General features: G+C 66.3%; 20 protein-coding genes and 2 tRNA genes. 8 read left to right on the top strand and 14 right to left on the bottom strand.

From position 1 onward, the window contains the following. Nucleotides 1–111 precede the first annotated feature (111 nt). Genes ATO9_RS10920 through ATO9_RS10910 form a run of 3 tightly spaced genes read left to right on the top strand, consistent with a single transcriptional unit; the run spans nt 112 to nt 3,693 of the window. Nucleotides 112–1,626: a di-heme oxidoreductase family protein gene (locus tag ATO9_RS10920; RefSeq protein WP_043748739.1), complete on the top strand. Its 1,515-nt coding sequence runs from the start codon at nt 112–114 to the stop codon at nt 1,624–1,626. Continuing rightward, the gene (locus ATO9_RS10915; protein WP_043748360.1) at nt 1,623–2,618 is read left to right on the top strand and encodes an imelysin family protein; all 996 of its coding nucleotides are present in this window, start codon (nt 1,623–1,625) and stop codon (nt 2,616–2,618) included. The genes ATO9_RS10920 and ATO9_RS10915 overlap by 4 nt, the downstream gene beginning before the upstream one ends. A gap of 10 nt (nt 2,619–2,628) precedes the next feature. Further along, complete coding sequence (locus tag ATO9_RS10910; RefSeq protein WP_043748357.1) at nt 2,629–3,693, top strand: DUF1513 domain-containing protein; 1,065 nt, start codon at nt 2,629–2,631, stop codon at nt 3,691–3,693. Nucleotides 3,694–3,820: 127 nt separating this feature from the next. Here the strand turns inward: ATO9_RS10910 and ATO9_RS10905 are convergent, their stop codons facing one another. The 7 genes from ATO9_RS10905 to ATO9_RS10875 all read right to left on the bottom strand — a co-directional run bounded on the left by ATO9_RS10905 (nt 3,821) and on the right by ATO9_RS10875 (nt 11,078). Beyond that, nucleotides 3,821–4,045, bottom strand: coding sequence for a formate dehydrogenase subunit delta (locus ATO9_RS10905; protein ID WP_043748355.1), 225 nt, complete (start codon nt 4,043–4,045; stop codon nt 3,821–3,823). Beyond that, on the bottom strand, nt 4,035–4,847 hold the full coding sequence (fdhD, locus tag ATO9_RS10900) for a formate dehydrogenase accessory sulfurtransferase FdhD (protein WP_043748353.1): 813 nt from the start codon (nt 4,845–4,847) through the stop codon (nt 4,035–4,037). The genes ATO9_RS10905 and fdhD overlap by 11 nt, the downstream gene beginning before the upstream one ends. After that, a complete protein-coding gene (gene fdhF, locus ATO9_RS10895; RefSeq protein ID WP_043748350.1) occupies nt 4,844–7,768 on the bottom strand; it encodes a formate dehydrogenase subunit alpha in 2,925 nt (974 codons plus the stop codon). The genes fdhD and fdhF overlap by 4 nt, the downstream gene beginning before the upstream one ends. 4 nt (nt 7,769–7,772) lie before the next feature. Beyond that, a complete protein-coding gene (locus ATO9_RS10890) occupies nt 7,773–7,991 on the bottom strand; it encodes a DUF4287 domain-containing protein (RefSeq protein ID WP_043748348.1) in 219 nt (72 codons plus the stop codon). A gap of 94 nt (nt 7,992–8,085) precedes the next feature. After that, a complete protein-coding gene (locus ATO9_RS10885; RefSeq protein WP_043748345.1) occupies nt 8,086–9,603 on the bottom strand; it encodes a formate dehydrogenase beta subunit in 1,518 nt (505 codons plus the stop codon). Further along, the gene (locus ATO9_RS10880; protein ID WP_043748344.1) at nt 9,600–10,082 is read right to left on the bottom strand and encodes a formate dehydrogenase subunit gamma; all 483 of its coding nucleotides are present in this window, start codon (nt 10,080–10,082) and stop codon (nt 9,600–9,602) included. Before ATO9_RS10880 ends, ATO9_RS10885 begins: the two co-directional genes overlap by 4 nt. Before the next feature lie 114 nt (nt 10,083–10,196). Next, nucleotides 10,197–11,078 (bottom strand): LysR family transcriptional regulator, encoded by an 882-nt coding sequence (locus ATO9_RS10875; protein ID WP_043748341.1) that lies wholly within the window; start codon nt 11,076–11,078, stop codon nt 10,197–10,199. Between the two features lie 199 nt (nt 11,079–11,277). Here ATO9_RS10875 and ATO9_RS10870 point away from each other — a divergent pair, with 199 nt between their 5' ends. Next, complete coding sequence (locus ATO9_RS10870; RefSeq protein WP_043748339.1) at nt 11,278–12,291, top strand: methyltransferase; 1,014 nt, start codon at nt 11,278–11,280, stop codon at nt 12,289–12,291. An 84-nt stretch (nt 12,292–12,375) separates the two neighbouring features. Next, nucleotides 12,376–12,452, top strand: a tRNA-Arg gene (locus tag ATO9_RS10865). 128 nt (nt 12,453–12,580) lie between these two features. Here the strand turns inward: ATO9_RS10865 and ATO9_RS10860 are convergent. Together ATO9_RS10860 and lipB are read right to left on the bottom strand one after the other, a co-directional pair. Further along, nucleotides 12,581–13,006, bottom strand: a complete 426-nt coding sequence (locus ATO9_RS10860) for a c-type cytochrome (RefSeq protein ID WP_043748337.1) — start codon at nt 13,004–13,006, stop codon at nt 12,581–12,583. A gap of 107 nt (nt 13,007–13,113) precedes the next feature. Further along, entirely contained in the window at nt 13,114–13,764 is a 651-nt protein-coding gene (lipB, locus tag ATO9_RS10855) for a lipoyl(octanoyl) transferase LipB (protein WP_043748333.1), read from the bottom strand. A gap of 175 nt (nt 13,765–13,939) precedes the next feature. Here lipB and ATO9_RS10850 point away from each other — a divergent pair. Next, nucleotides 13,940–14,026: transfer RNA gene (locus tag ATO9_RS10850), tRNA-Leu, on the top strand. Nucleotides 14,027–14,229: 203 nt separating this feature from the next. On the opposite strand, the gene ATO9_RS10845 is transcribed toward ATO9_RS10850, so the two are convergent. The 4 genes from ATO9_RS10845 to ATO9_RS10830 are packed head-to-tail and all read right to left on the bottom strand — an operon-like array spanning nt 14,230 to nt 18,142. After that, complete coding sequence (locus ATO9_RS10845) at nt 14,230–14,943, bottom strand: proteasome-type protease (protein WP_081979533.1); 714 nt, start codon at nt 14,941–14,943, stop codon at nt 14,230–14,232. Nucleotides 14,944–14,973: 30 nt separating this feature from the next. Continuing rightward, a complete protein-coding gene (locus ATO9_RS10840) occupies nt 14,974–15,774 on the bottom strand; it encodes a transglutaminase family protein (protein ID WP_043748329.1) in 801 nt (266 codons plus the stop codon). Nucleotides 15,775–15,776: 2 nt separating this feature from the next. Continuing rightward, a complete protein-coding gene (locus ATO9_RS10835; protein WP_043748324.1) occupies nt 15,777–16,718 on the bottom strand; it encodes an alpha-E domain-containing protein in 942 nt (313 codons plus the stop codon). Further along, nucleotides 16,718–18,142 carry a circularly permuted type 2 ATP-grasp protein gene (locus ATO9_RS10830; protein ID WP_043748322.1) on the bottom strand — a complete coding sequence of 475 codons (1,425 nt, stop codon included), beginning with the start codon at nt 18,140–18,142 and terminating at the stop codon, nt 16,718–16,720. Before ATO9_RS10830 ends, ATO9_RS10835 begins: the two co-directional genes overlap by 1 nt. 319 nt (nt 18,143–18,461) lie before the next feature. On the opposite strand from ATO9_RS10830, the gene ATO9_RS10825 reads away from it, so the two are divergent. Both ATO9_RS10825 and selD read left to right on the top strand, forming a co-directional pair. Continuing rightward, on the top strand, nt 18,462–21,713 hold the full coding sequence (locus ATO9_RS10825) for an acetyl-CoA carboxylase family protein (protein ID WP_043748320.1): 3,252 nt from the start codon (nt 18,462–18,464) through the stop codon (nt 21,711–21,713). Between the two features lie 500 nt (nt 21,714–22,213). Beyond that, on the top strand, nt 22,214–24,379 hold the full coding sequence (selD, locus tag ATO9_RS10820; protein WP_043748317.1) for a selenide, water dikinase SelD: 2,166 nt from the start codon (nt 22,214–22,216) through the stop codon (nt 24,377–24,379). Nucleotide 24,380: 1 nt separating this feature from the next. On the opposite strand, the gene mnmH is transcribed toward selD, so the two are convergent. Then, nucleotides 24,381–25,430 (bottom strand): tRNA 2-selenouridine(34) synthase MnmH, encoded by a 1,050-nt coding sequence (mnmH, locus tag ATO9_RS10815; protein ID WP_043748314.1) that lies wholly within the window; start codon nt 25,428–25,430, stop codon nt 24,381–24,383. Nucleotides 25,431–25,485 lie beyond the last annotated feature (55 nt).

Genomic DNA, 25,485 nt, shown 5'->3' with positions numbered 1-25,485 from the left:
ATGCCGCAGGGCAGGGGCGCTAAAACCGATTGAAACAGTCGGATTTCCGTGCCAAACCCCGGATCAAGGAGCAAGCCGATGCGCCATGCACTCGCCACCTCGTTGATCTTGATGGGAATTTCCCAGGCCGCCGCGGCACAGGACCTGCGCGATCCCTTCCTGCAGGTGATCCCCCGTACCGAAGCCGAGGCCGCGCGCATCGCCGCCGTCACCGCGCCGACCGACGATTTCACCGCGCCGGAGCCGTTCGAGGCCAACCCCGCCGGCGCCGCCACCGTCCGCCCCCGCACAGACGCCGACGCTTTCTCGCAAGCCTCTGAAAACATGAGCTTTGAGCGGGAGCTCGACTTCAAGCTCGGCAACGGCTTGTTCAAGAAACTCTGGGTCTCCAGCCCTTCTTCGACCCTTGCCTCCGACGGTCTCGGCCCCCTCTACAATGCCCGGTCCTGCCAGCGCTGCCACCTCAAGGACGGCCGCGGCCATCCCCCCGCCGGCCCGCACGATGCGGCGACCTCCATGTTCCTGCGCATCTCCGTTCCCGCCAGCCCGGAAACCGAGATGTCCGAGATCGAGGCCTTCCTCCTCTCCGCCGATCCCACCGACCCGACGCCCCGTACCCGCCCCGACCCGACCTATGGCGGCCAGTTGCAGGACTTCGGAACGCCCGGTTACCCGGCGGAATACCGGCTCTCCGTCACCTGGCAAGACATTGAAATTCCATTGGAAGGCGAGGCCCCGGCCATTTTGCGCCGCCCCACTTGGGAGGCCGCCGACCTCGGCTACGGCCCGCTGGGCGAGGGCGCGATGCTGTCGCCGCGCGTCGCCCCGCAGATGATCGGGCTGGGCCTGCTCGAGGCCATCCCGGCCGTCGATATCCTTGCCAAGGCCGACCCGGAGGACGCGGATGGCGACGGTATTTCCGGCCGCCCCTCGATCGTCTGGTCCTTCGCCGAAGGCCGCCCCATGTTGGGCCGCTTCGGTTGGAAGGCCGGCGCGCCCACGGTGCTGGAACAAAGCGCTGCGGCCTTCGCCGGCGACATCGGCATTTCCACCCCGCTCTTCGACACGCCTTGGGGCGACTGTACCGAAGCCCAGGCCGATTGCCGCGCCGCGCCGCATGGTAACGACACCGCCCGCGGGACCGAGATCGACGCGCAAGGCCTTGATCTCGTGACATTCTACAGCCGCAACCTGGGCGTGCCCGGCCGTCGCGACATGGACGATCCGGCCGTACTGAACGGCAAGCGCGTCTTCCACGAGGCGAATTGCATCGCCTGTCACACGCCCAAACACGTGACACACCGGCTGGAGGATCAGCCGGAACAAAGCTTCCAACTGATCTGGCCCTTCACCGACCTGCTGCTGCATGACATGGGTGAGGGCCTGGCCGATCACCGCCCCGAAGGCCGCGCCACGGGCCGTGAATGGCGCACGCCGCCGCTGTGGGGCATCGGCCTGACGCCGCAGGTCAACGGACACAGCTTCTACCTGCATGACGGGCGCGCGCGGTCGCTGCTCGAGGCCGTGCTCTGGCATGGCGGAGAGGCCGAGGCCGCCCGCGACCATGTCACCGGCCTGACCCCCGAGGACCGCGCCGACCTGATCCGCTACCTGGAGAGCCTATGACCCACGCCATCCGCCGCGCCGCCCTCGCAACCCTCCTGTTGGCCGCCCCCGCCCATGCGGACGTCGATGCGGCGATCACCGATCACATCCTGCCGGGGTTCACGGAATTCTCCAACGCGGCCAACGCCTTGTCGGATGTCGCCGCGGAGGATTGCACGGCGCAGGCCGTGGCGCCCGCCTACCAGGAGGCCTTTGATGCCTGGATGGGCGTCAGCCACCTGACCTTCGGCCCGCTGGAGGATCAGGGCCGGGCGCTGGCCATCGCCTTCTGGCCCGACAAGCGCGGCATGGTCCGGTCCACGGTCGCACGGCTCGTGGCGGATCAGGACGCAGCCACCGCCACGGCAGAGGACTTCGCCGAGGTCTCGGTCGCCGGGCGGGGCCTGTTCGCGCTGGAATACCTTCTCTTCGATCCGGATTTCGCAGGCTATGACGCGGGCAGCTACAGCTGCGAGTTGGTTCAGGCCGTCTCGGCCGATCTTGCCCGCATGGCCGCTGAAACCCGCGCCGACTGGTCCGACTATGCCACGACGCTGCAAACCGCGGGGGAGGCTGGCAACACCACCTACCTGACCGAAAAGGAAGCCGCGCAGGAGCTGTTTACCGCGCTGGTCTCGGGGCTCGAATGGACGGCGGATCAACGACTTGGCCGGCCGATGGGCAGTTTCGACCGGCCCCGCCCCGAACGGGCAGAGGCGCGCCGCTCGGGCCGGTCCCTGCGCAACGTGATCCTGTCGGTCGAGGCGCTGGAGGACCTGGCCCGCCACCTCGCCAACGGCCCGATCCCGGAAACCGAGGCCGCCTTCGCCACCGTACTCGACCTCGCGCGCGAACTGGACGATCCGGTCCTGGCTGGCGTGGCGGACCCGGCCGGACGCCTGAAGGTCGAGATCCTGCAACAGCACATCAAGACCGCCAAGACCTATGCCGCCGCCGAGATCGGTCCGCAATTCGGCGTGGCCGCCGGGTTCAACGCCACCGACGGAGATTGAAGGGTCCCCCATGACCACCCGCCGCACCTTCCTGGCAAGCCTGCTGGCCTCCGCCGCCGCGCCGCGGCTGTCCTGGGCCGATGCGGGCGGGCCGACCCACCTGGCCGCCGCGCGTGAAGCGGACGGGGCCTATGCGCTCTTTGGTCTCGCGGCGGACGGGGCGGATATCTTCCGCATCCCGCTGCCCGGTCGCGGCCATGCCGCCGCTGCCCATCCGACCGCGCCCGAGGCCGTGGCCTTTGCCCGCCGCCCCGGTACCTTCGCGCTGGTCATCGACTGCGCTAACGGGACTGTCGCGCACCGCCTGACCGCGCCGGAGGGGCGCCATTTCTACGGCCACGGCGCCTTTATCGAAGGCGGTGACATCCTCTGCACCACGGAGAACGAGATCGAGACGGGGCAGGGGCGGATCGGCCTCTGGTCCCGCCGCGCCGGCTACAGACGGATCGGAGAGCTCGCCTCGGGCGGCATCGGTCCGCACGAGATCCTGGCACTGCCCGGCGACCGGCTGGTCGTGGCGAATGGCGGGATCCTGACCCATCCCGACCGGGGCCGGGACAAGCTGAACCTCGATACGATGCGCCCGAACCTCGCTTATCTCGACGACAGCGGCCCGGTCGAACTGGTCGAGTTGCCCGAGGAGCTGCATCAGAACTCCATCCGTCACATCGCCACCGATGGCGAGGTCACGGGATTCGCGATGCAATGGCAGGGCGACCTGTCCGATCCGGTGCCGCTTCTGGGGCTGCATCGCCGGGGTGAGGCGCCGGTCCTGGCCAGTGCCGGGCTGGTGGATCAGTTGGCCATGCAGGGCTATGCGGGCAGCATCGCGATGGCAGGGGGGCGGGTTGGCATCACCTCGCCGCGTGGCGGCTGCCTGCATCTGTTTGACAAGGCAGGGAATTTTCAGGAAAGCCTGTCGCGGTCGGATATCTGCGGCCTCGCGGCCGCGCCTGCGGGGCTACTGGCGACGGACGGGCTGGGCGGGATCCTGACGGTCACCGACCAGGGCCTGACCCCGACCCGCAAGGCGCCGCGCGCCTGGGACAATCACCTGGTCCGGATCGGCGCCTGACATTGCCCTGCCGGGCGCACCGATTCCTCTTCATCTTGCCGGAAATACTCCCGCCGGAGGCGTGCAGGAGCGTGCCACGAGCGGGCCGCCTCCGGCTATCTCCGAAGGGTGACGCCGATGCGGCCAATCACGCGGTCTCGGCCGGGACCGACAGGTGGTCCATCGCCGACAGGACCAGCGGATCGAGCCCCTCTCCGCCCGCCGCGACATGGCTGGCCAATTGCCGGCGCATCCGCGGCTCCCAGTAATCGTTCAGGTGATCGGCCACCCGCTCCGCCTGGTCCGCGCCGGGCTGGGATTTGAAAAACGTGGCGATCTGGTTGGCCATGGTGACCATCTTTTCAGGCGACATGGGGTTCTCCGGTGACACGGTCGGGATGGGTGAAGACCTCGGCCTGGCCATTGCGGCTGAGCGCGACAAGGGTGATGCCGGCCTCTTCGGCCAGGCGCAGGGCGCGGGCGGTCGGAGCCGACACGGCGATCAGCATACCGCAGCCCGCAAGGGCGCATTTCTGCACCAGTTCGATGGAGACACGGGAGGTCATCACGAAGGCGCCTTTGGCAGCCTCAGTGCCGCTGCGGGCCAGTGCGCCGATCACCTTGTCCAGCGCGTTGTGGCGGCCGACATCCTCGCGGGCGAAATGCAGGCCGTCGGGGGTCAGGAACCCGGCGGCATGGACCGCGCGGGTTTCGTCATGCAGCGGTTGCAGCGCGCGCAGCGCATCGGTGGCGCCGATGATCAGGTCGGTATCCAGAACGGGCCGGGCGGTCACGCGGGGCAGGGGCCGCATCGCCTGGTCGAGCGAGTCGATCCCGCACAAACCGCAGCCCACGGGCCCGGCCATGGCGCGGCGGCGGCGGGACAATTCGGCCCCGCGATCGCCGGCCAGCCACATCTGCACGTCGATGCCGGTCTCGTGGTCCTGCACGTGCAGCTCCGCGATTTCATCACCGGTGGCGACGATGCCTTCCGTCAGGGAAAACCCGACGGCGAAATCCTCAAGGTCGGACGGCGTGGCCATCATCACTGCCTGGGTCGATCCCTCGTAGCTGAGCGCGACGGGCACCTCCTCGGGCAGGGCGCGGGTGACGGGGGCGGTCTCTCCGCCCCCGATCCGCAGGCCCGTCGCCCTGAAGGAGGTGTCGCGGCTCATTCCGCGGCCGGCAGGATGCGGCGCGATTGCGCGGCCTGGGCGTTGTAATCCTCCTGCCATTCCGACGGCCCGTTGGAGGGCGCGACCTGCACCGCCGTCACCTTGTATTCAGGGCAGTTCGTGGCCCAGTCAGAGTAATCGGTGGTCACGACATTGGCCTGGGTGTCGGGGTGGTGGAAGGTCGTGTAGACCACGCCGGGGCTGACCCGGTCGGTGATCGTCGCCCTGAGCGTCGTCTCGCCCGAGCGGGAGGCGAGGCGGATCCACGCGCCCTCTTGAATGCCGCGGTTCTCGGCATCGTGGGGGTGGATCTCCAGCAGGTCCTCGCCATGCCAGACCGAGTTCTCGGTCCGCCGGGTCTGGGCGCCCACGTTGTATTGCGACAGGATGCGTCCCGTCGTCAGCAACAGCGGGAAGCGCGGGCCGGTCTTCTCGTCGGTGGCGACATATTCGGTGACGATGAACCGCCCCTGGCCGCGCACGAAGCCGTCGACATGCATCAGCGGCGTGCCCTCGGGCGCGTCGTCGTTGCAGGGCCACTGGACCGATCCCTTTTCCTCCAGCATGTCGTAGGTGACATTGGCGAAGGCGGGGGTGGTGGCGGCGATTTCCTCCATGATCTGGGCGGGGTGGGTATAGTGCCAGCCCGCGCCCATGGCATTGGCCAGAAGCTGCGTCACCTCCCAGTCGGCATAGCCGTTCATCGGCTTCATCACCTCGCGCACGCGGTTGATGCGGCGTTCGGCATTGGTGAAGGTGCCTTCCTTTTCCAGGAAGCTGGAACCGGGCAGGAAGACATGCGCGTAATTCGCGGTCTCGTTCAGGAAGAGGTCATGCACGATGACGCATTCCATCGCGGCGAGACCCGCGGCCACGTGTTTCGTGTCCGGGTCGGATTGCAGGATGTCCTCGCCCTGGACGTAGAGGCCCTTGAACGTGCCCTCGACGGCGGCATCCAGCATGTTGGGGATGCGCAGGCCGGGTTCCGGGTCGATCTTGACCTTCCACAGGTCTTCATAGATCGCGCGGACCTCGGGGTTCTTCACGTGGCGATAGCCGGGCAGTTCATGCGGGAAGCTGCCCATGTCGCAGGACCCCTGCACGTTGTTCTGTCCGCGCAGCGGGTTCACACCCACGCCGCGCCGCCCGATATTTCCGGTCAGCATGGCAAGGTTGGCGATGCCCATGACCGTCGTCGAGCCTTGGCTGTGTTCCGTGACGCCGAGGCCATAATAGATCGCCCCGTTGCCGCCCTTGGCAAAGGCGCGGGCCGCCTCGCGCAGTTTCTGCGCGGGCACGCCGGTCAGCATCTCGGTCGCCTCGGGCGAATGGCGGTCTTCGCGAATGAATTCGGCGTAATGCTGGAATTCGTCCCAGTCGCAGCGCTCGCGGATGAAGGCCTCGTCGGCTAGTCCTTCAGTGACGATGACATGGGCGAGCGCCGAGACAACGGCGACATTGGTGCCCGGGCGCAGCGGCAGGTGGTGCGAGCCGCTCATGTGAGGCGTGGCCAGCAGGTCGATGCGGCGCGGGTCGATCACGATCAGCTCCGCCCCTTCGCGCAGGCGTTTTTTCAGGCGCGAGGCGAAGACGGGATGGCCATCGGTCGGGTTGGCCCCGATGACGATGACGACATCCGTGTCCTCGACGCTGTCGAAATCCTGCGTGCCGGCGGAGGTGCCGAAGGTCTGGCCCAGCCCGTAGCCCGTGGGCGAATGGCACACGCGCGCGCAGGTATCGGTGTTGTTGTTCTCGAAAACCGCGCGGGTCAGTTTCTGGACGAGGTAGGTTTCCTCGTTCGTGCAGCGCGACGAGGTGATGACGCCCAGCGACTTGCGCCCGTACGTCTCGCGGATGCCCTTGAGGCGGGTGGCGGTGAACTCCAGCGCCTCCTGCCAGGTCACCTCGCGCCAGGGCTCGTCGATGCTGTCGCGGATCATCGGGTTCAGGATCCGGTCGGGATGCGAGGCATAGCCGTAGGCGAACCGGCCCTTCACGCAGGAATGGCCGCGATTGGCCTTGCCGTGCTTGTAGGGGGTCATGCGCACCAGCTTGTCGCCGTTCAGCTCGGCCTTGAACGAGCAGCCGACGCCGCAATAGGCGCAGGTGGTGATGACGGACCGGTCGGGCGTGCCCATCTCGATCACAGATTTCTCCTGAAGCGTGGCGGTCGGGCAGGCCTGGACGCAGGCGCCGCAGGATACGCAATCCGACGACAACACGCTGTCCGACGCGCCGCCGAAGGAGACCCGGCTGTCGAAGCCGCGCCCCTCGATCGTCAGGGCGAAGGTGCCCTGGACCTCTTCGCAGGCGCGCACGCAGCGCGAGCAGACGATGCATTTGGAGGGGTCGTAGGTGAAGTAGGGGTTGCTGTCATCCTTGGGGATGTAGCGGGCATTGTCGGACCCGTCCGGCACCTTGGCGCGGATGTCGTTGAGCGACAGAGACCCCGCCGCGGTCGGCGCGTAATGGTTGTCGCCCTTGGTGTAGCGGACGTCGCGCAGGCCGACCATGCCGGCCATGTCCTGAAGCTCGCAATCGCCGTTGGCGCCGCAGGTCAGGCAGTCGAGCGGGTGGTCGGAGATATATAGCTCCATCACGCCCTTGCGCAGCTTGTGCAGCCTGTCGGATTGCGTGGTCACCGCCATGCCGTCGGTCACCGGCGTGGTGCAGGAGGCGGGGGTGCCGCGGCGCCCTTCGATCTCGACCAGGCAGAGACGGCAGGAGCCGAAGGCCTCCACGCTGTCGGTGGCGCAGAGCTTGGGGATCTTGATCCCCGCCTCCATCGCCGCGCGCATGACCGAGGTGCCCTCGGGCACGGTGACGTCGAACCCGTCGATCTTCAGCGTGACGGTCGCGTCGGATTTGGGCAGCGGGGTGCCCATGTCCCAGTCCTTGGGGGGGAGGATGAAGTCTTTCATGGGGTCAGCCTTTATCCTTTTTGAGCGTGGCAAGTTCGTGGGCGACGAGGGCGTTGGCATGGCCGTGGCCAAGACCGTGGTCGGTCTTCAGGTAGGTCACGATTTCCATGTGCCTGAGGTCCGCGCGGTCCCGGACCATTTGCAGCCAGTGTTCGACCGGCTGGCCGTATTTCACCTCGATCGAGGGAAAGTAGGAGGCGGGGCCTTTTGCCTTGTCGGTCATGTGCGTGCCTCATGGCGGATCGGGGAGGGGGCTCTGCCCCCGCCGGCCCGTGGCCGGCTCCCCCGGAGTATTTCCAGCAAGATGAAGCGGGGGGTCATTCCGCGGCTTCCTTCGTGGCGCCGAAGTCCTCGGGGAAGAGGCGCAGGGCGGACATGACGGGGTAGGGGGTGAAGCCGCCGAGCGCGCAGAGCGAGCCGCTGGTCATCGTGTCGCAGAGATCGGTCAGGACCTCCTGCGCCGCGGGGTCGCCCGCCGCAATGCGGTCCAGGGTTTCGACGCCGCGCACGGCGCCGATCCGGCAGGGGGTGCATTTGCCGCAGCTTTCGACCGCGCAGAATTCCATGGCGAAACGGGCCATGCCCAGCATGTCGGCACTGTCGTCGAAGATCGTGAGGCCGGCATGGCCGATCAGGCCACCTTCGCCGTCGAACTCTTCGTAGCCGAAGGGAGTGTCGAACTGGTGGGGCGCGAAATATGCGCCGAGCGGGCCGCCGACCTGCACGGCCTTGACCGGGCGGCCACTGGCGGTGCCGCCGCCGATGTCGTTGACGATGTCGCCGAGGGGCATGCCGAAGGCTGTCTCGAACAGCCCGCCGCGCGCCACGTTGCCAGCGATCTGCAGCGGGATCGTGCCGCGCGACCGGCCGAGGCCGAAATCGGCATAATGCTGTGCGCCTTTTTCAAAGATGACCGGCACCGTGGCGAGCGAGATCACGTTGTTCACCACGGTCGGCTTGCCGAAGGCGCCTTCGAGCGCCGGGAGGGGCGGCTTGGCGCGGACCACGCCGCGCTTGCCCTCGAGCGAATTGAGGAGCGAGGTTTCCTCGCCGCAGACATAGGCGCCGGCACCGACGCGGACCTCCATGTCGAAGGTGCGGCCGGATGCCAGCACGTCATCGCCCAGCACCTTCGCGCCGCGGGCGCGGCGGATGGCCTCTTCCATCACGCCAATGGCGACGGGGTATTCCGAGCGCAGGTAGACGAAGCCCCTGGTCGCGCCGGTGGCGAGGCCCGCGATGGCCATGCCTTCGATCAGGCAGAACGGGTCGCCCTCCATGATCATCCGATCGGCGAAGGTGCCGCTGTCGCCCTCGTCGGCGTTGCAGACGATGTATTTCTGATCCGCCTGTGCCTGGCGCACCGTGTCCCACTTGATGCCCGTGGGGAAACCCGCGCCGCCGCGGCCGCGCAGGCCGGAGGTCTTGACCTCTTCCACGATCTCTTCGCCCGACATGGCGATGGCGCGGCGCAGACCGGCGAGGCCGCCATGGGCCTCGTAGTCGGAGAGCGACAGCGGGTCGATCACGCCGCAGCGGGCGAAGGTCAGGCGGGTCTGCTTCGCCAGATAGGGGATATCTTCGACCGGGCCGAGGTCGTCAGCCGTGCCGTCGAGGATCGCGCCGGCATCTGCCGGGCTCGCGTTGCCATATCCGATCCGACCCGCGCCGCAGTCGACCTCGACCAACGGTTCGAGGAAGACCATGCCGCGGGTGCCGTTGCGAATGACCTGCACGTCGAGGCCGCGCGCGCTGGCCTCGGCCCGGATCGCATCGGCCACGTCGTCGGCGCCAAGCGCCACGGCGGCGCTGTCGAGGGGGATGTAGACCTTCATGCCGGTGCCTCCGCCTTGGCGAGCTTGGCGGCAATTGCGGGCGAATCGGCGCGGCCCAGCAACGTGCCGTCGACCATCGCCGCAGGTGCGCAGGCGCAGAGGCCCAGGCAATAGACCGGTTCGACCGTCACGGACCCGTCGGGCAGGGTGCCGTAGCCGTCGAGCCCCAGCAGGTCGAGCAGTCGTGCCGCCATGTCATTTGCGCCCATGGATTGGCAGGCCTCGGCCCGGCAGACCTTGACCACGTGGCGCCCTGCGGGGGCCTCGCGGAAATCATGGTAGAAGGTGACGACGCCGTGAACCTCGGCCCGGGTCAGGGCCAGCGCCTCGGCGATCAGGGGCAGGGCGCTTTCGGGAATGTGGTCATATTCGGCCTGAAGCGCATGCAGGATCGGCAGCAGCGGCCCCTCGCGGTGGCGTTCCGCCGCGATGATCGCACGGATCGTTTCGCTGTCCGGTGTGGCTAGGTCCTGGCGCATCGGCTCCCCCCATGGCTTTTGCGCAGGCGTGACCCAAGGGCGATCAGGAATCAATATCGCGGTTTCGTTGGTCGATAGGGAATATCTATCAACTCCTTCGATCAAAAATCCCGTTCAACTGGCGAGCGCGGCCGCCTCTCGCATCAGGGCCGCCAGAACGGGGGTGTGGGGTTCCTGGTGTTCGGTGATCAGCCCGACCTTGTGCGCGATGGCCGCGCCTTCGATCGGGATGGCGACAAGTGGCATGCCGGTGACCAGGAAGTCGGCCATGTCGCCGGGCAGGATCGTGACCCAGTCGCCGCGCGCCACGGTCGCGGCCAGCACGACGGTGGAGTTGGATTCGATCATCGCCTCGGGCGCGGCTCCGGCCTCCATGAAATTGCGGTTGATGATGCGGCGGTTCTGCATGTCGGGGGTCAGCAGGCACAGCTTCTGCCCGGCGATCTGGCCCCAGCTGACGCCGGGCAGGTCTGCCATCGGATGATCGGACCGGCAGACCAGACGGTAGGTTTCGCGATAGAGCTGAACCGAGGACACGCGGCCCAGCGGTTCGTTGTCGAGATAGGTGATGCCGGCGTCGATTTCGAGATTTTCCAGCATGGACAGCACGTTCTGCGACGGGGCGGAGCGGATCGTCAGCCCGATCCTCGGATGCTTGTCGTTCAGCCGCGCGGCCAGGTGCGAGGCCCAGGTCAGGGCCGTCGGGATCACCGCGACGCGCAGCCTCCCGGCCAGGCCATCCCGCTTGACCCGCATCTCGTCGCGCAGGCGGCGGGCATCGCCGACGATCTTGCGCGCCATGACGAGCGCGCGCTGGCCTTCGGGTGTCAGCCCGCCGAAGCGGGATCCGCGTTCGACCAGCTTGACACCCAGGTGATCCTCCAACTGCTTGATGCCCGCCGACAGGGTCGGCTGGGTTATCGACAGGCTTTGTGCGGCGCGGCCGAAATGTTGTTCGGTTGCCAGGGCGATCAGCATTTCCAGCTTGGCGATCATGATGTCCGTTCACATCCGATAATTTTGATAGGTCATCTCTATCACGCGTCCCGCATTGCACACCAGTCCCGCCGTTCTGACTGAGAATGCGGCACTCCCGGCGCCTCCTGCCCGGAAGCCGGTTTACTTCCGCCCCAGGCATGGCCCTTCCGGGACCGGCTTGTTACGGTCCGGCATCGAAACCAGACAGGAGAGACCCATGACCCCAGCCACCGAAGCCGACGAAATCTCAAACATTGCATTCGGTTTCATGGGGTCAAAGGCGCTGTTCCTGGCGATCGACCTGGACCTGTTCAGCAAGCTGGCGGAAGGCCCGAAGACCGCGGACGAGGTGGCCGAGGCCACCGATGTTCACCGCGACCGGGTCGAGACGCTGATGACGGCACTGGCCGGGCTGGGGCTGCTGACGGTGGAGGACGGCAAGTTCGCCAATTCCCCGGCGGCCGAGTCGTTCCTGGTGAAGGGTGCGAAATACGATTTCAGCGATTACCTGGCCCGACAGGTCGGCCAGCAGATGTATCCGCTGATGGATCAGCTGGCTCCGGCCGTGAAGGGCGACCTGGGCGAGGATGCCACCGGGTCTTACGAGGAATGGTTCTCCGATCCGGAGGAAGCGCGGCTGTATTCCGAAAGCCAGCATGCCGGGTCGCTTGGGCCCGCACGTCAGCTGGCGCGCCGTCTGGACCTGTCGGAGGCGCGCAGCATGCTGGATGTGGGTGGCGGCACGGGGGCCTTTGCCATCACGCTCTGCAAGGCGTTCCCCGAGCTGAAGACCACCATCGTCGAATTCCCCAATGTCGCCGAACTGGGCCGCGGCTACGTGGAAAAGGCAGGGCTGAGCGATCGCATCGAATATGTCGATGGCAACGCGCTCAAGACCGGCTGGCCGGGCGGGCAGGATATCGTGCTGATGTCGTACCTGCTGTCGGGGGTGCCGGGTGACATGCATGAGGGGCTGATCGCCGATGCCATGAAGGCGCTGAAGCCGGGTGGGCAATTGCTGATCCACGATTTCATGGTCCATGCCGACCGCTCCGGACCCGGTCTGGCCGCGCTCTGGCAGTTGCAGCACACCGCCTTCACGCCCGAGGCACGCTCGGTCGACAGCGGCACGCTCGCGACGGAACTGACTGAGGCCGGGTTCGAGGACGTCTCGGTCGACGAGATGATCCCGCAGATGACGATGATCGCCAAGGCAACGAAACCGGCCTGATCGGGCGATCCGACTGCATTTGCCCGCGCCCCGCACGATTTCGGATTGCGGGGCGGGGCGTATTATCCTATGACGCCCCTCGCGGCACCCGTAGCTCAGCTGGATAGAGCGCTGCCCTCCGAAGGCAGAGGCCATAGGTTCGAATCCTATCGGGTGCGCCATTTCTCACGACACTTGAACATTGATCGCGCCTTAGGGCGGTTCCCGGTCGCGTGTCCGCGCGAACGAATAGACGAAAAAGGGCGGCCCCAACGGACCGCCCCTTTGGTTCGTAGCCAGAAAGCCGGACTTACTCTTCCGAGAAGGTCGCGAGATAGGCGATCACGTCCTCGGGGTCGGAGCGGTGTTTGAAGCTCATCTTCGACTTGGCAGAGCCATCGTCCAGGTAGTCCTGCAGGAATGCCTTGGGATCCTGCACGTATTCGGTCAGGCTGGCTTCGTCCCAGACGAGGCCCGCTTCGCCGGCGGCGACCAGGTCATTGCCATAGCGGAAATCCTCGACGGTGCCGGCGGTGCGTCCGACGATACCGTAGAGGTTCGGGCCGGTCTTGCCGCCCTTCACGAAGGTTTCGTCGGCAGAGGCGATGGTGTGGCAGGATTTGCACTTGCGGAAATCCTTCTCGCCGGCCTCCGCATCGCCCATGGCATGGCTGTCCGCGAAAGCGGGCGCGGCAAGCGCCATCAGGGCGGCGGCCAATGTCAGCTTGGGGGTCATGATGTTACATCCTCAGATAAGGTTTGCGCGTCCTTATCCCACAGATAACGCATTCCTCCGCCAGGCAACAAGGCGAGGGGTCCGGTGAATTGTCGCAGGTCGCTCGCTCAGGTGCCGAACACGTCGTCGAAACTGGCGCGCAGGGCGGCGTCGAGATCGGTCATCGCCACGGGCAGGCCCAGATCGACCAGGCTGGTGACGCCGTGGCCCGAGATACCGCAGGGCACGATACCGTCGAAATGATCGAGCTCCGGTTCGACGTTGATCGAAATCCCGTGATAGCTGACCCATTTGCGCAGGCGGATACCGATGGCGGCGATCTTGTCCTCGCGCGGCGATCCGTCGGGCAGGGGCGGTTTTTCGGGGCGGGGCACCCAGACACCGACACGGCCATCGCGGATCTCGCCGCGGATGTTGAAACTGTCGAGCGTGGCGATCACCCAGGTTTCCAGCTGTTCCACGAAACGGCGCACATCCTTGCCGCGGGTGTTGAGGTCGAGCATCACGTAGATGACGCGCTGACCCGGCCCGTGATAGGTGTACTGGCCTCCGCGGCGGGTATCGTGGACGGGGAACCGCTCCGGATCGACCAGGTCGCTGGGCTTGGCCGAGGTGCCTGCGGTATAGAGCGGCGGATGCTCCACCAGCCAGATCGCCTCTTCCGCCTCGCCGGCGTGGATGGCGGCCACGCGATCCTCCATCCAGGCGACCGCGTCGTCATACTCGGTCAGGCCGGGCGAGGTGATCCATTCAGGCACGGCAGGGCCCCTTTTTCTGTGCTGCTGGATCGACATAGAGGCAGGCGGGGCAGGGTTCAATGCCGCGTGCGGGCCGCACCCCCCGCAAGAAATCGGCATCCCCTCTCCAACAGATGATTTTTCCGCTTCACATCCTGCAAACGGGTCGCTATACGCCCGTCACCAACATGACAGTGCGGTCGTGGCGGAATTGGTAGACGCGCAGCGTTGAGGTCGCTGTGGGGTAACTCCCGTGGAAGTTCGAGTCTTCTCGACCGCACCATTTATCCTTCGCAAGACGAACGATAATCGGGTCCAGATTTTCAGAAATCGGCAGGTAGCGGTTTGGTACAGACCGCGAGCAACCTTCGTTGGGTGGTTTCCCGTCGGGATGGCATGACGAACAGCAGGGGCCTGATAGTGGCACCATAGCCCGCGCCATGGAATGCCGGACCGTCAGAACCTAAGCTTCAGCGCGTTGACGGATCAGAGATCGTATTTGGGCAGGCTCAGCAGCGCCGTTTTCAACGCATCGCCCCACCCGACAGAAATCGCCTGGAAATAGGGATCGTCGAATTCGATCCGGCCGGTATGACCGATCTTGAACGTGTCGGCCTCGTAGACGTGGAAATCGAAGGGCGCGCCGACAGTCAGGTTGGCCTTCAGCGTCGAATCGAAGCTCACCAGCAGCAGGCGCATCGCCTCGTCAAAGGACATCGTGGGTTCATAGGCACGCACCAGGATGGGGCGGCCGTATTTCATCTCGCCGATCTGGAAGAACGGGGTGTCGTCCCCGGCCTCGATGAAATTGCCCTCGGGATAGATCAGGAACAGCCGCGTCGGCCCGCCCTTGATCTGGCCACCCATGATGATCGTCGCGTTGAAGGCGTTGCTGGCCTCCTGGCCGGACCGGGAATGCTTCTGGATGACCTTCTGTAGCGTGTCCGCAACGATCCGAGCGGCCTGGAACATCGACGGCGCGGCCATCAGAGACGGTTCGCGGTCATCGGGGGCCTTGGTGCGTTCGTCCAGCAGGCTGACCACGGCCTGGGTGGTGGCCAGGTTGCCTGCGGTCATCAGGGTGATCGAGCGTTCGCCCGGTTCTTCCCAGTGATGCATCTTCTTGAAGGTCGAGATGTTGTCGAGCCCGGCATTCGTCCGGGTATCGGACATGAACACCAGTCCGCGGTCGAGGACCATTCCCACGCAATACGTCATGTCACGTTTTCACTACTGCTGCTGTGCAACCTCGATCTGAACGACAAGGGACTCTCCCTCGCCACCGATCCGGGTGCCAGTTACAGGCGCGGCGTCGGAATAGTCCAGCCCTGTCGCGACCCTGACGTAACGCATATCCGGCGACATCGCATTGGAGACGTCGAACCCGACCCAGCCCAGGCCATCCAGATAGGCCTCGGCCCAGGCATGCATTGCGTCCTGTTCGATCCGGTCATCCATCATCAGGTAGCCCGAGACATAGCGACCGGGCAGCCCCATCTCTCTGACGCAGGACAGAAAAACATGGGCATGGTCCTGGCAGACACCCTGGCCGGCGGTCAGGGCTTCTTCGGCGGTCCATTCCGGTTCCGAGGCGCCCAGCTTGTACTCGATGGCATTGCCGACGACCTTCATCAGCGAATGCATCTGTTGCACTTCGGTCTCGCCTTCGACCTCGCGTACCAGCTTGCGGATGCCCGCGCCGGCCTTGGTGCGGGGCGTTTGCGCCTGGTACATCCACAGCGGCGACGAATCGAGATGCTTGCCGACGACCCCGTGGGTTTCCTCGACCTCGACCTCGCCACGGGACACGATGGTCATGGCCGTCGCACCGCGATCGAACGAGATCAGTTCGACCGTGTTGTTGTGGTGGTCGGTATAGGACAGTTCCTTCTTGCCGCCTTCGATCTCGGTTTCCCAGGCGTGGACCATCTGCTGATGGCGCGACTTGGGCGTCTTCCGAAGCTGCTGCAACCCGTAGGACACGGGCTGCTGGAAGGAATAGTGGGTCTTGTGAACGATTTTCAGGCGCATGGTCACTCGTAAAAGCGGTAATCGACTTCGATCTGACCGCCCAGGTCTCCGATAAGGTTCAGCACCTTCTCGATATACTGATGCAGGCCTTCGTCAAAGACCGCGTCTATGTTGTGCGACAGATACCGCTGCTCGATGAAGGACGCTTTCTCGCAAGAGGGCGGGTTGGTGCCGTAACTCTCCGCGAGGTAGTTCAAGTTGTCCCGGATCTTGCCGACACAGAAGGCCAGCGATCGCGGCATCCGCTTGTCGAGGATCAGGAAGTACGCAATGTCGACCGGGTCGTAATTGTTGCCATAGGCCATGCGGAAGCCGCCACGGGCCGACACGGACCGCAGGATGGTTTCCCATTGCACGTTGTCGATGGAGGACCCCACCGACATCACCGAGGGCAACAGCACGTAGTATTTCACGTCGAGGATCCGGGCGGTGTTGTCCGCGCGTTCCAGGAAGGTGCCGATCCGGGCGAAATTGTAGATGTCGTTGCGCAGCATCGTGCCGTGGGTCGACCCGCGCACCAGCGCCGTGCGCTGCCGGATCTTGCCCAGCACCTCGGGAAGGTCGCGTTCGGGAACCTTTCGGGCCAACAGTTTCTTGGCGGCCATGTAGGTGCCGTTCACGGCCTCCCAGACCTCGTGGGTCAGGGCCGTGCGCACCAGCCGCGCATTCTGCCGCGCGCCCTCGATCGAGGTCAGGACCGAGGAGGGGTTGGCCTTGGACCGCAGCATCCAGTCGATCGCGGCCTCGCCGTTCAGTTCCTCGCCGGTCTCTTCGAACCCCTGCAGGACGCCCGCCGTCTGCATGATCGACCGCCATTCCGCTTCGGACGACCCTAGCCGCGTCAGCGCGATCCTCTGGCCCGTCTCGACAAGGCGAGACGTGTTTTCCGCCCGCTCGAGATAGCGGTACATCCAGAACAAACCATTTGCCGTCTTGCCGAGCATCAGTCCTCCAGCACCCAGGTATCCTTGGTCCCGCCGCCCTGCGAGGAGTTCACGACCAGCGAGCCTTTCTTCAGCGCCACGCGGGTCAGGCCGCCTGGCGTGATGTCGATCTTGTCGGGGCTGACCAGCACGAAAGGCCGCAGATCGACGTGGCGCGGGGACAATCCGGCGCGCGAAAAGACCGGGACGGTCGACAGCGCCAGCGTGGGCTGCGCGATGTAATTGCCCGGCCGCGCCTTCAGTTTCTTGCGGAAGGCCGCGATGTCCTTCTTCGTGGCCGTGGGCCCGATCAGCATACCGTAGCCGCCCGATCCGTGCACCTCTTTCACGACCAGTTCGGACAGGTTGTCCAGCACATAGGCCAGCGCATCCGGTTCCGAACAGCGATAGGTCGGCACGTTTTCCAGAAGGGGGCGTTCACCGGTATAGAACTCGACGATCTCGGGCATGTAGCTGTAGATCGCCTTGTCATCCGCGATCCCGGTGCCGGGCGTGTTGGCGATAGTGATGCCGCCGGCGCGGTACACGTCCATGATCCCCGGCACGCCCAACTGGCTTTCCGGGTTGAAGTTCAGCGGGTCGAGGAAATCGTCATCCACCCGGCGATAAAGCACGTCGATCGGCTTGTAGCCTTCGGTCGTGCGCATCGCGACGCGGCCATCGACCACCCGCAGGTCATGCCCCTCGACAAGCTCCGCACCCATCTGGTCGGCCAGGAACGAATGTTCGAAATAGGCGGAGTTGAAGATGCCTGGCGTCAGAACCGCAACCGTTGGATTGCCCGTCGTCGCGGGCGGCGCGCAGGCGGCAAGCGACCGGCGCAGGTTGGTCGGATAGGTCTCCACCGGTTTGACGCGGTTGTTGGCGAACAGCTCCGGGAACATCTGCAGCATCGTCTCACGGTTCTCCAGCATGTAGCTGACACCGGAGGGCGTGCGGGCATTGTCCTCGAGCACGTAGAACTGGTTGTCGTCGGTCCGCACGAGGTCGATTCCGACGATATGGGTATAGACGCCACCGGGCGGGTTCACCCCTACCATATGGGGCAGGAAGGCCTCGTTCTGGCTGATCATGTGTTCGGGAATGCGCCCGGCCTTCACGATCTCCTGCTTGTGGTAGATGTCGTAGAGAAAGGCGTTGATCGCCCGCACCCGCTGTTCGATGCCGCGCGACAGACGCTGCCACTCCAGGCCCGAAATGATGCGCGGGACAATGTCGAAGGGGATCAGGCGCTCCTCTGCCTCGGCACGCCCATAGACGTTGAAGGTAATGCCCGTCAGGCGGAACAACTCCTCAGCTTCGCGCTGTTTTGCACGCAGGCGGCTGGGGTCCTCGCCGTCGAACCATTCCTTGAACATTGAATAAGGCGGACGGAGTGTCTCCGTACGGCCCCACATCTCATCGAAGATTTGATTCTCGTCCATACCTCAAGCCTAGAGTGGTGATTTGAAATAGCAAATTCCACGATGATCCACGTGCCGTTTTTTTGCCCGATTTCCTGCATTCCCTTGAGACGTGGATTTTTCGAGTGCCTATTTTTTCCGCAACGCCCGCGCTGCTTGCATTGAGGGATGGGTTGTTGACTCCAGGGTAAAATCATCTTCCCTTTGCGTCATCAGCCGGGGAGGGGCCGATGAGGGAGGAGCGATTTTTGGCCGATCGACCATGTGCGACAGGGCCCGAGCGCACCCGATTTCCCCCGATACCGGCCGCCAGACACTGCCCGACGCCGAAGGAGACCCAATGACCCGCCTGCTGATCGCCAACCGGGGCGAGATCGCCCTGCGCATCGCCCGCACCGCCGCCGAACTGGGGATCGAAACCGTGGCGGTTCATCCCGCCGACGATGCCGGGTCCCTGCATGTGCTGCGGGCCGACACTGCGGTCGAGCTTCCGGGGCGCGGGGCGCGGGCCTATCTCGATATCGACGCGGTGGTCACGGCCGCAAAGTCGTCGGGCTGCGACATGGTCCATCCGGGCTATGGCTTCCTGAGCGAAAACAGCGACTTCGCCGCGGCGCTGGACAAGGCGAGTCTGACCTTCGTCGGTCCGCGCGCCGAAAGCCTCGCGCTCTATGGGGACAAGCTGAAGGCACGTGCGCTTGCACAGGATCATGACGTGCCGGTCCTGCCGGGCACCGGGGCCATCGACGCAGAGGGCGCCGCGGATTTCTTTGCCACCCTGCCGGTTGGCGCGGCGATGGTGCTGAAAGCGGTCTCCGGCGGTGGCGGTCGCGGCATGCGCGTCGTGACCGACCCGGCCGAGGTGGCAGAGGCCCATGCCCGCTGTGCCTCCGAAGCCGAAGCCGCCTTTGGTGACGGCGCGATCTATGCCGAACGCTTCATCGCCGCCGCCCGCCATATCGAGGTTCAGGTTCTGGGCGACGGGCAGGGCGGCATCGTCACGCTGGGTGACCGCGACTGTACCTTGCAGCGCCGCCACCAGAAGGTGGTCGAAATCGCACCGGCCCCCGAACTTCCCGCCGCCACCCGCGATGCGCTGGCCGATCATGCGACGCGCATGGCTGCAGCGGGGCAGTACCGTGGCCTTGGCACGTTCGAATTCCTCCTCGATACCGCGACCGGAGAGGTCTTCTTCATCGAGGCCAATCCCCGCATCCAGGTCGAACATACGGTGACAGAGGTGATCTATGGTCTCGACCTCGTCGCCTGCCAGTTGCAGATCGCCCGGGGCGCGACATTGGACGACCTCGCCCTCGACCTCGCGCCGCGCGGTTTTGCCGTTCAGGCCCGCGTCTGCCTGGAAGAGATCGCGGCCGATGGCGACATCCGCCCCTCCGGTGGGACGCTGGCCGCCTACGACCCACCCGCCGGGCCGGGCATTCGCGTCGATGGCTACGGCATTGCCGGCTATGTCGCTGGTACTGCTTACGATTCCCTGTTGGCCAAGGTGATCGGGCAGGGGCCCAGCCTCTCCGCCGCGCTGTCCCGCACCGCCCGCGCGCTGGCCGAGTTCCGGATCGACGGACCGGCCACGAACCTTGCCTGGCTTCGCGCGATCCTCGACCGGCCGGAGCTTGTCGTGTCGGCCGTCACCACGCGGTTCATCGGCGATCACGCGGCCGATCTGGCCGGGGCGGCGCAGGCCCTGCCAGCCCCGCGCTTCCCGCAGGCCGAAACGCGCACGGAACGTCGGCAGGTCACCGAATTGCCCGAGGGGCAGGTTCCGGTCGCCGCCCCGATGCAGGCGACCCTGACCGAATGGCGCGTCTCGGAGGGCGAAGCCGTCGCCGCCGGTCAGCCCGTCGCGATCCTCGAGGCGATGAAGATGGAACACGTCATCACCGCCCCCGTTGCTGGCCGTGTCACTCAACTGCTGATCGCCCCCGGTGACACGGTGATGGATGGTGCACCTCTTGCCGCGCTGGACCCGGTCGAAGGCGATGCCGCCGCGCAGGTGGATGTCGACGATATCGACCTTGATCGCATCCGCCCTGATTTGCAGGAAATGCTGGATCGTCAGGCGCTTGGCCGCGACGAAAGCCGCCCCGAGGCGGTCGCCAAGCGGCACCGGCTGGGCCTGCGCACCGCGCGGGAAAACATCGCCGACCTCGTCGACCCGGGCAGCTTCAACGAATACGGCGAATTTGCCGTGGCCGCCCAGGCCCGCCGTCGCAGCCTCGAAGACCTTCAGGCGAACACGTCCGGTGACGGCATCCTCACCGGCACTGCCACGATCAACCGCGACCTCTTTGGCCCCGAAGCCGGGCGTGCCGCCTTGGCCATTGGCGACTACACCGTGCTGGCCGGGACCCAGGGGCAGCGCCATCACCGCAAGCTCGACCGCATCTTCCAGCTGGCCGGCAAGCACAAGATCCCCATGGTTCTGTATGCCGAAGGCGGCGGGGGGCGGCCCGGCGACACCGAGCGCAGCACGGTTTCGGGTCTCGACGGCCCTTCTTTTGCGGCTTTTGCCGAACTCTCGGGACAGGTGCCGGTGGTCGGCGTGGTGACGGGCCGCTGCTTTGCCGGAAACGCGGCCCTGCTGGGCTGCTGCGATGTCATCATCGGGACCGAGGCCAGCAATATCGGCATGGCCGGCCCCGCGATGATCGAGGGGGGCGGGCTGGGCGTCTACAAGCCCGAGGAGGTCGGTCCGATCGACGTGCAATGGGGAAATGGCGTTGTGGATCTGAGGGTTGCGGACGAGGCCGAGGCGACGGCGGCGGCGCGCAAATACCTCTCATACACCCAGGGCGACCTGACGGAGTGGGAGGAGGGCGACACGCGCCTTCTGCGCCATCTGGTGCCCGAGAACCGGCTGCGTGTGCATGAGGTGCGCGACGTGATCAAGGCGCTGGCGGATGTCGGGTCGGTGCTGGAATTGCGGCGCGGCTGGGGGCCGGGCATGGTCACCGCCTTCCTGCGGATCGAGGGTAAGCCCTATGGGCTTATCGCCAATAATTCCAAGCATTTGGGCGGCGCAATTGATGCGGATGCCGCGGACAAGGCGGCCCGGTTCCTGCAGCTCTGTGAGGCCTATGGCCTGCCGGTGATTTCTCTGGTCGATACGCCCGGCTTCATGGTCGGACCGGAGGGCGAGAAGACGGCGCTGGTGCGGCATGTGAGTCGCATGTTTGTTGTGGGTGCGTCGCTGACGGTGCCCATTTATGGTGTCGTTCTGCGCAAAGGCTATGGACTGGGCGCGATGGCGATGGTGGCTGGCGGCTTCAAGGAGGCGGCGCTGACCGTGTCCTGGCCGACGGGCGAGTTTGGCGGCATGGGGCTGGAAGGGGCCGTGCGCCTGGGGTTCCGCAAGGAGCTGGAAGCGGTGAGCGATCCCGTTGAAAAAGAAGAGCTTTATCAGAAGCTGGTCGCCGGGATGTACGCCCAGGGCAAGGCCGTCGCCTATGCCTCGGCCACCGAGATCGACGGTGTCATCGACCCGGCGGAGACGCGGGCCTGGATCGCAAATGCGCGCAATGTCGCCCCGCCGCCTGCCCGGGGAGGGCGTCCGTTCGTCGATACCTGGTGAGCCGGGAAACCGGCCATTTGGCACGTCGGTACTGCGTCGGTATCACGTCGGTATTGCGTCGGTGCGCCGTCGGTTTCGAGTGAAACGCGCCGGGAGGCGGCGGTCGGCACTTGTTAAAAGTCGACCGGCGGCGGAGAGGAAACGAATGAAAATGCCGCGTGAGTGTCACTTACCCAACAATTTTGGAGATTTTGGAACTTGAGGTGCGAGGCCGGTGATCGCTTCGGGATTTGGTCTGAAGCTGCCCGGAAGACGAGAGGATCGCTCGAAAACCGCAGGCATCACTCAGCGTTCACTTATCCCCATCAGCTACCGGCCGCAAGGGCGCATCTCAAAACAGCTTTTCCGACTTATCCACAGGAACACCCCCGACAAAGCGTGTTTCTCGTCCAGCTGAGGGGCAAAAACCGGGTCGGAGGAGGCTGAGCGAGGTTTCTCGTCACATGGACGCGGCGGGGCGGAGCGGGTAGGCAGAAGCGATCCTTCCAGGCGAATGACCCATGCAGACCCAGACCCCCTTGACCCAGGACCTCGTGCTGATCGGCGGTGGCCATGCCCACGCGCTGGTGCTGCGGATGTTCGGGATGAAACCGGTGCCGGGGCTGCGCCTGACCCTGATCGACCCGCGCCCCGTGACCACCTATACCGGCATGCTGCCCGGCCACGTGGCGGGGCATTATACGGCCGACGAGATCGGCATCGACCTGGTGCGGCTGGCGCGGTTCGCCGGGGCGCGGATCATCCTTGGCGCGGCTTCTTCCGTCGATACGGACGGGCGGCGGATCAACGTGGAGACGGCGGAGGGCCCGCGCGAGATTGCCTATGATGTCGCGTCGCTCGATATCGGGATCACCAGCGATCTGCCGAAGGTCGCGGGATTTGCCGAACATGGGCATCCGGTGAAACCCTTTCCGCAATTCGCGCGGGGTTGGGCGCGCTACCTTGCGCAGGACGAAAAGCCGGACATCGCGGTGATCGGTGCCGGGCTGGGCGGGACGGAGATTGCCCTGGCCATGCGCCATCGTGTCGGGGCCGGCGTGCCGGTTCGGCTGATCGGCAGCGGCGGGTTGAGCGGCGCGGGGGCGGCCTTGACCGCTCGCTTGCAAAAAGATTTGGACCGCGCCGGCATCGAGCTGATCGAGGGCCGCGTCGTCGAAGTGACCGCCACGGAGGCGGTGCTGGAGACCGGTGAGCGCGTACCTGCCGGGTTCTGCGTGGGCGCGGCTGGGGCGACACCGCAGGGCTGGGTCACGGAGACCGGCCTGCCGACCGAGGATGGCTTCGTTCAGGTGAGGGATACCTTGCAGGTCATCGGCCAGGACAGGCTGTTTGCCGCGGGCGATTGCGCGGCCCTGACCCATGCGCCGCGCCCCAAGGCGGGCGTCTTTGCAGTGCGCGCGGCGAAGGTTCTGGCCCATAACCTGCGTGCCATGGTGACGGGGGGCGGCCTGCGCCCCTTCAGGCCTCAGCGTCATTATCTGCGGTTGGTGTCGCTGGGCGGGCCGCGCGCGGTGGCCGAGAAATATCCCGCCCTGCCACTGGCCCCGGCGGGCGGCGCGATCTGGCGCTGGAAGGACCGGATCGACCGCCGCTTCATGCAGCGATTGACGGATTTGCCGCAGATGCGCCCCGCGCCGCCGCCCAAAGGTGCGGCGCTGGGCGCGGCGGAGATCGTGCAGGCGGCGCCGCTTTGTGCGGGCTGCGGGTCCAAGGTCGGTGCGGGCGTGCTGGACGACGTGCTGGCGCGGATGACCCAGCCGGAGCGCGCGGATGTGCTGACCGGGCCCGGGGACGATGCGGGGATCCTGCGGATCGGCGGGCAGATGCAGGTTCTGACCACCGATCACCTGCGCGCCTTTACCGAAGACCCCGGCCAGATGGCGCGGATCGCCGCGCAGCACGCTTTGGGCGATATCCGGGCCATGGGCGGCGTTGCGCAATCGGCGCTGGCCCAGATCATCCTGCCGCGCGCCTCGGAACCGGTGCAGGCGCGCATGATGGCCGAGATCATGAGCGCGGCAGGCGATGTATTCGGCCGCGCGGGCGGGGTGATCCTTGGCGGTCATTCGACCATGGGGGCGGAGCTGACGATCGGGTTCTCGATCACCGGGCTGTGCGACGGCGCGCCGATCACGCTGGGCGGGGCGCAGGCGGGCGATGCGCTGATCCTGACGGCGCCGATCGGGTCGGGCGTGTTGCTGGCGGCTGAAATGCAGGGCAAGGCGCGGGGCGCGGATGTTGCCGCGCTCTGGTCGGCGATGGCGGCGGGGCAGGCCGAGGCGGCAGCGGTGTTGTCGGGCGCCCATGCGATGACCGACGTCACCGGCTTCGGCCTGGCGGGGCACCTGCTGGCGATGTGCCGTGCCTCCGGCGTCGCGGCGGAGCTTTGGGGCGAGGCGGTGCCGATCCATGCGGGTGCGCTGGACCTGGCCCGGCGCGGCGTGCGGTCGACCCTGTTCGAGGCGAACCGGAGCCATGCGCCGGTCTTTGGCGCGGAAAGCCCGTTGCACGACCTGCTGCACGACCCGCAGACGGCCGGTGGCCTGCTGGCGGCGGTGCCCGAGGCGGAGTGCGCGGCGGTTCTGGCCCGGCTGGAGGCGCGCGGCGTGGGTGCCGTACGGATCGGGACGCTGATGGCGGGGCCGCCCTCCATCACTTTGACATAGGCTAGGAAATCGGCGGATTTTCCAGGATCTGCGTGGCGGTCCGGGCGAGAGTGTCCTCGCTCAGGTCGGGCAGGTCGAGGGGCGTCGGCGTGCCGCTGCGGCGGGCTGCGCTTTTCGCGTAGCGCGGGTCGTAATGCAGGCGCATCAGCTCGGCCGCGAGGGGGGCGAAATCGGCGTTGCGGGCTTGCGTCTGCCAGGCGTCGATCTGGTCGGCGGCGTGGTAGGGGCGCAGTTTTTCGACGATGGCCGCGATCGCCTCGGGCATGGCGGTCAGTTCGGCATAGGTGTCGATCAGGTGGCGGGCGCGGGCGTCGAGCGGGGCGGAGATCTGGACCCGCGGCGCGGCCAGCATCGCCTTCCACAGCGATCCGGGGATCAGCAGGTCGCCGATCTTGTTGCTTTCCGCCTCGAGGTAGACAGGGCGGGCGGGGTCGAGCGCGGTGAGCGCGGCGGCGAGGCGGCTTTCGAACATCTTCTGCGCCGGTTGCGGCCCGGTCAGCCCGCCGAAGAGCGATCCGCGATGTTCGGCCAGCCCCTCGAGGTCGATGACCTGCGCGCCCTGATCTTGCAGGTGGGTCAGCAGGCGGGTCTTGGCGGTGCCGGTATTGCCGTCGATCAGGATGGGGCGGAAGGGCAGCGGGTCGTCATGCAGCAGCGCCACGACGAGGCGGCGATAGGCCTTGTAGCCGCCCTGGACGGTGTCGGCGCGCCAGCCGATCTGCTGCAGGATCGACGCGAAGGAGCCCGAGCGCTGCCCGCCACGCCAGCAATAGACCAGCGGGCGCCAGCCGCCGGTGCGGTCGGCGAGCGGCCCCTCGATATGGCGGGCGGCGTTGCGCGACACGAGCGCCGCACCGATCTTGCGGGCGCTGAACGGGTCCTGCTGCTTGTAGATGGTGCCCACGCGGGCGCGTTCGTCATTGTCGAGCACGGGCAGGGAGATCGCGCCGGGCATGTGATCCTCGGCGAACTCGGCGGGGGACCGCACGTCGATCACGTCGTCGAAGGGCAGGGCGGCGAGGTCTTTGAGCGTGGTCAGGGGGACGGACATGCGGGCGGCGATCCTTGCGGGGTTGGGCCATCTCTATGCACGCTCGGGCGGGACC

This window comes from Pseudooceanicola atlanticus, assembly GCF_000768315.1.
GTDB lineage: Bacteria > Pseudomonadota > Alphaproteobacteria > Rhodobacterales > Rhodobacteraceae > Pseudooceanicola > Pseudooceanicola atlanticus.
This window is presented reverse-complemented; position numbering and strand designations above follow the sequence as displayed.

Excerpts from the sequence above, each read along its gene's own strand:
- ATO9_RS10920 (WP_043748739.1), top strand. The coding sequence starts at position 112 with ATGGGAATTTCCCAGGCCGCCGCGGCACAGGACCTGCGCGATCCCTTC.
- ATO9_RS10915 (WP_043748360.1), top strand. The coding sequence starts at position 1,623 with ATGACCCACGCCATCCGCCGCGCCGCCCTCGCAACCCTCCTGTTGGCC.
- ATO9_RS10910 (WP_043748357.1), top strand. The coding sequence starts at position 2,629 with ATGACCACCCGCCGCACCTTCCTGGCAAGCCTGCTGGCCTCCGCCGCC.
- ATO9_RS10905 (WP_043748355.1), bottom strand. The coding sequence starts at position 4,045 with ATGTCGCCTGAAAAGATGGTCACCATGGCCAACCAGATCGCCACGTTT.
- fdhD (WP_043748353.1), bottom strand. The coding sequence starts at position 4,847 with ATGAGCCGCGACACCTCCTTCAGGGCGACGGGCCTGCGGATCGGGGGC.
- fdhF (WP_043748350.1), bottom strand. The coding sequence starts at position 7,768 with ATGAAAGACTTCATCCTCCCCCCCAAGGACTGGGACATGGGCACCCCG.
- ATO9_RS10890 (WP_043748348.1), bottom strand. The coding sequence starts at position 7,991 with ATGACCGACAAGGCAAAAGGCCCCGCCTCCTACTTTCCCTCGATCGAG.
- ATO9_RS10885 (WP_043748345.1), bottom strand. The coding sequence starts at position 9,603 with ATGAAGGTCTACATCCCCCTCGACAGCGCCGCCGTGGCGCTTGGCGCC.
- ATO9_RS10880 (WP_043748344.1), bottom strand. The coding sequence starts at position 10,082 with ATGCGCCAGGACCTAGCCACACCGGACAGCGAAACGATCCGTGCGATC.
- ATO9_RS10875 (WP_043748341.1), bottom strand. The coding sequence starts at position 11,078 with ATGATCGCCAAGCTGGAAATGCTGATCGCCCTGGCAACCGAACAACAT.
- ATO9_RS10870 (WP_043748339.1), top strand. The coding sequence starts at position 11,278 with ATGACCCCAGCCACCGAAGCCGACGAAATCTCAAACATTGCATTCGGT.
- ATO9_RS10860 (WP_043748337.1), bottom strand. The coding sequence starts at position 13,006 with ATGACCCCCAAGCTGACATTGGCCGCCGCCCTGATGGCGCTTGCCGCG.
- ATO9_RS10845 (WP_081979533.1), bottom strand. The coding sequence starts at position 14,943 with ATGGTCCTCGACCGCGGACTGGTGTTCATGTCCGATACCCGGACGAAT.
- ATO9_RS10840 (WP_043748329.1), bottom strand. The coding sequence starts at position 15,774 with ATGCGCCTGAAAATCGTTCACAAGACCCACTATTCCTTCCAGCAGCCC.
- ATO9_RS10835 (WP_043748324.1), bottom strand. The coding sequence starts at position 16,718 with ATGCTCGGCAAGACGGCAAATGGTTTGTTCTGGATGTACCGCTATCTC.
- ATO9_RS10830 (WP_043748322.1), bottom strand. The coding sequence starts at position 18,142 with ATGGACGAGAATCAAATCTTCGATGAGATGTGGGGCCGTACGGAGACA.
- ATO9_RS10825 (WP_043748320.1), top strand. The coding sequence starts at position 18,462 with ATGACCCGCCTGCTGATCGCCAACCGGGGCGAGATCGCCCTGCGCATC.
- selD (WP_043748317.1), top strand. The coding sequence starts at position 22,214 with ATGCAGACCCAGACCCCCTTGACCCAGGACCTCGTGCTGATCGGCGGT.
- mnmH (WP_043748314.1), bottom strand. The coding sequence starts at position 25,430 with ATGTCCGTCCCCCTGACCACGCTCAAAGACCTCGCCGCCCTGCCCTTC.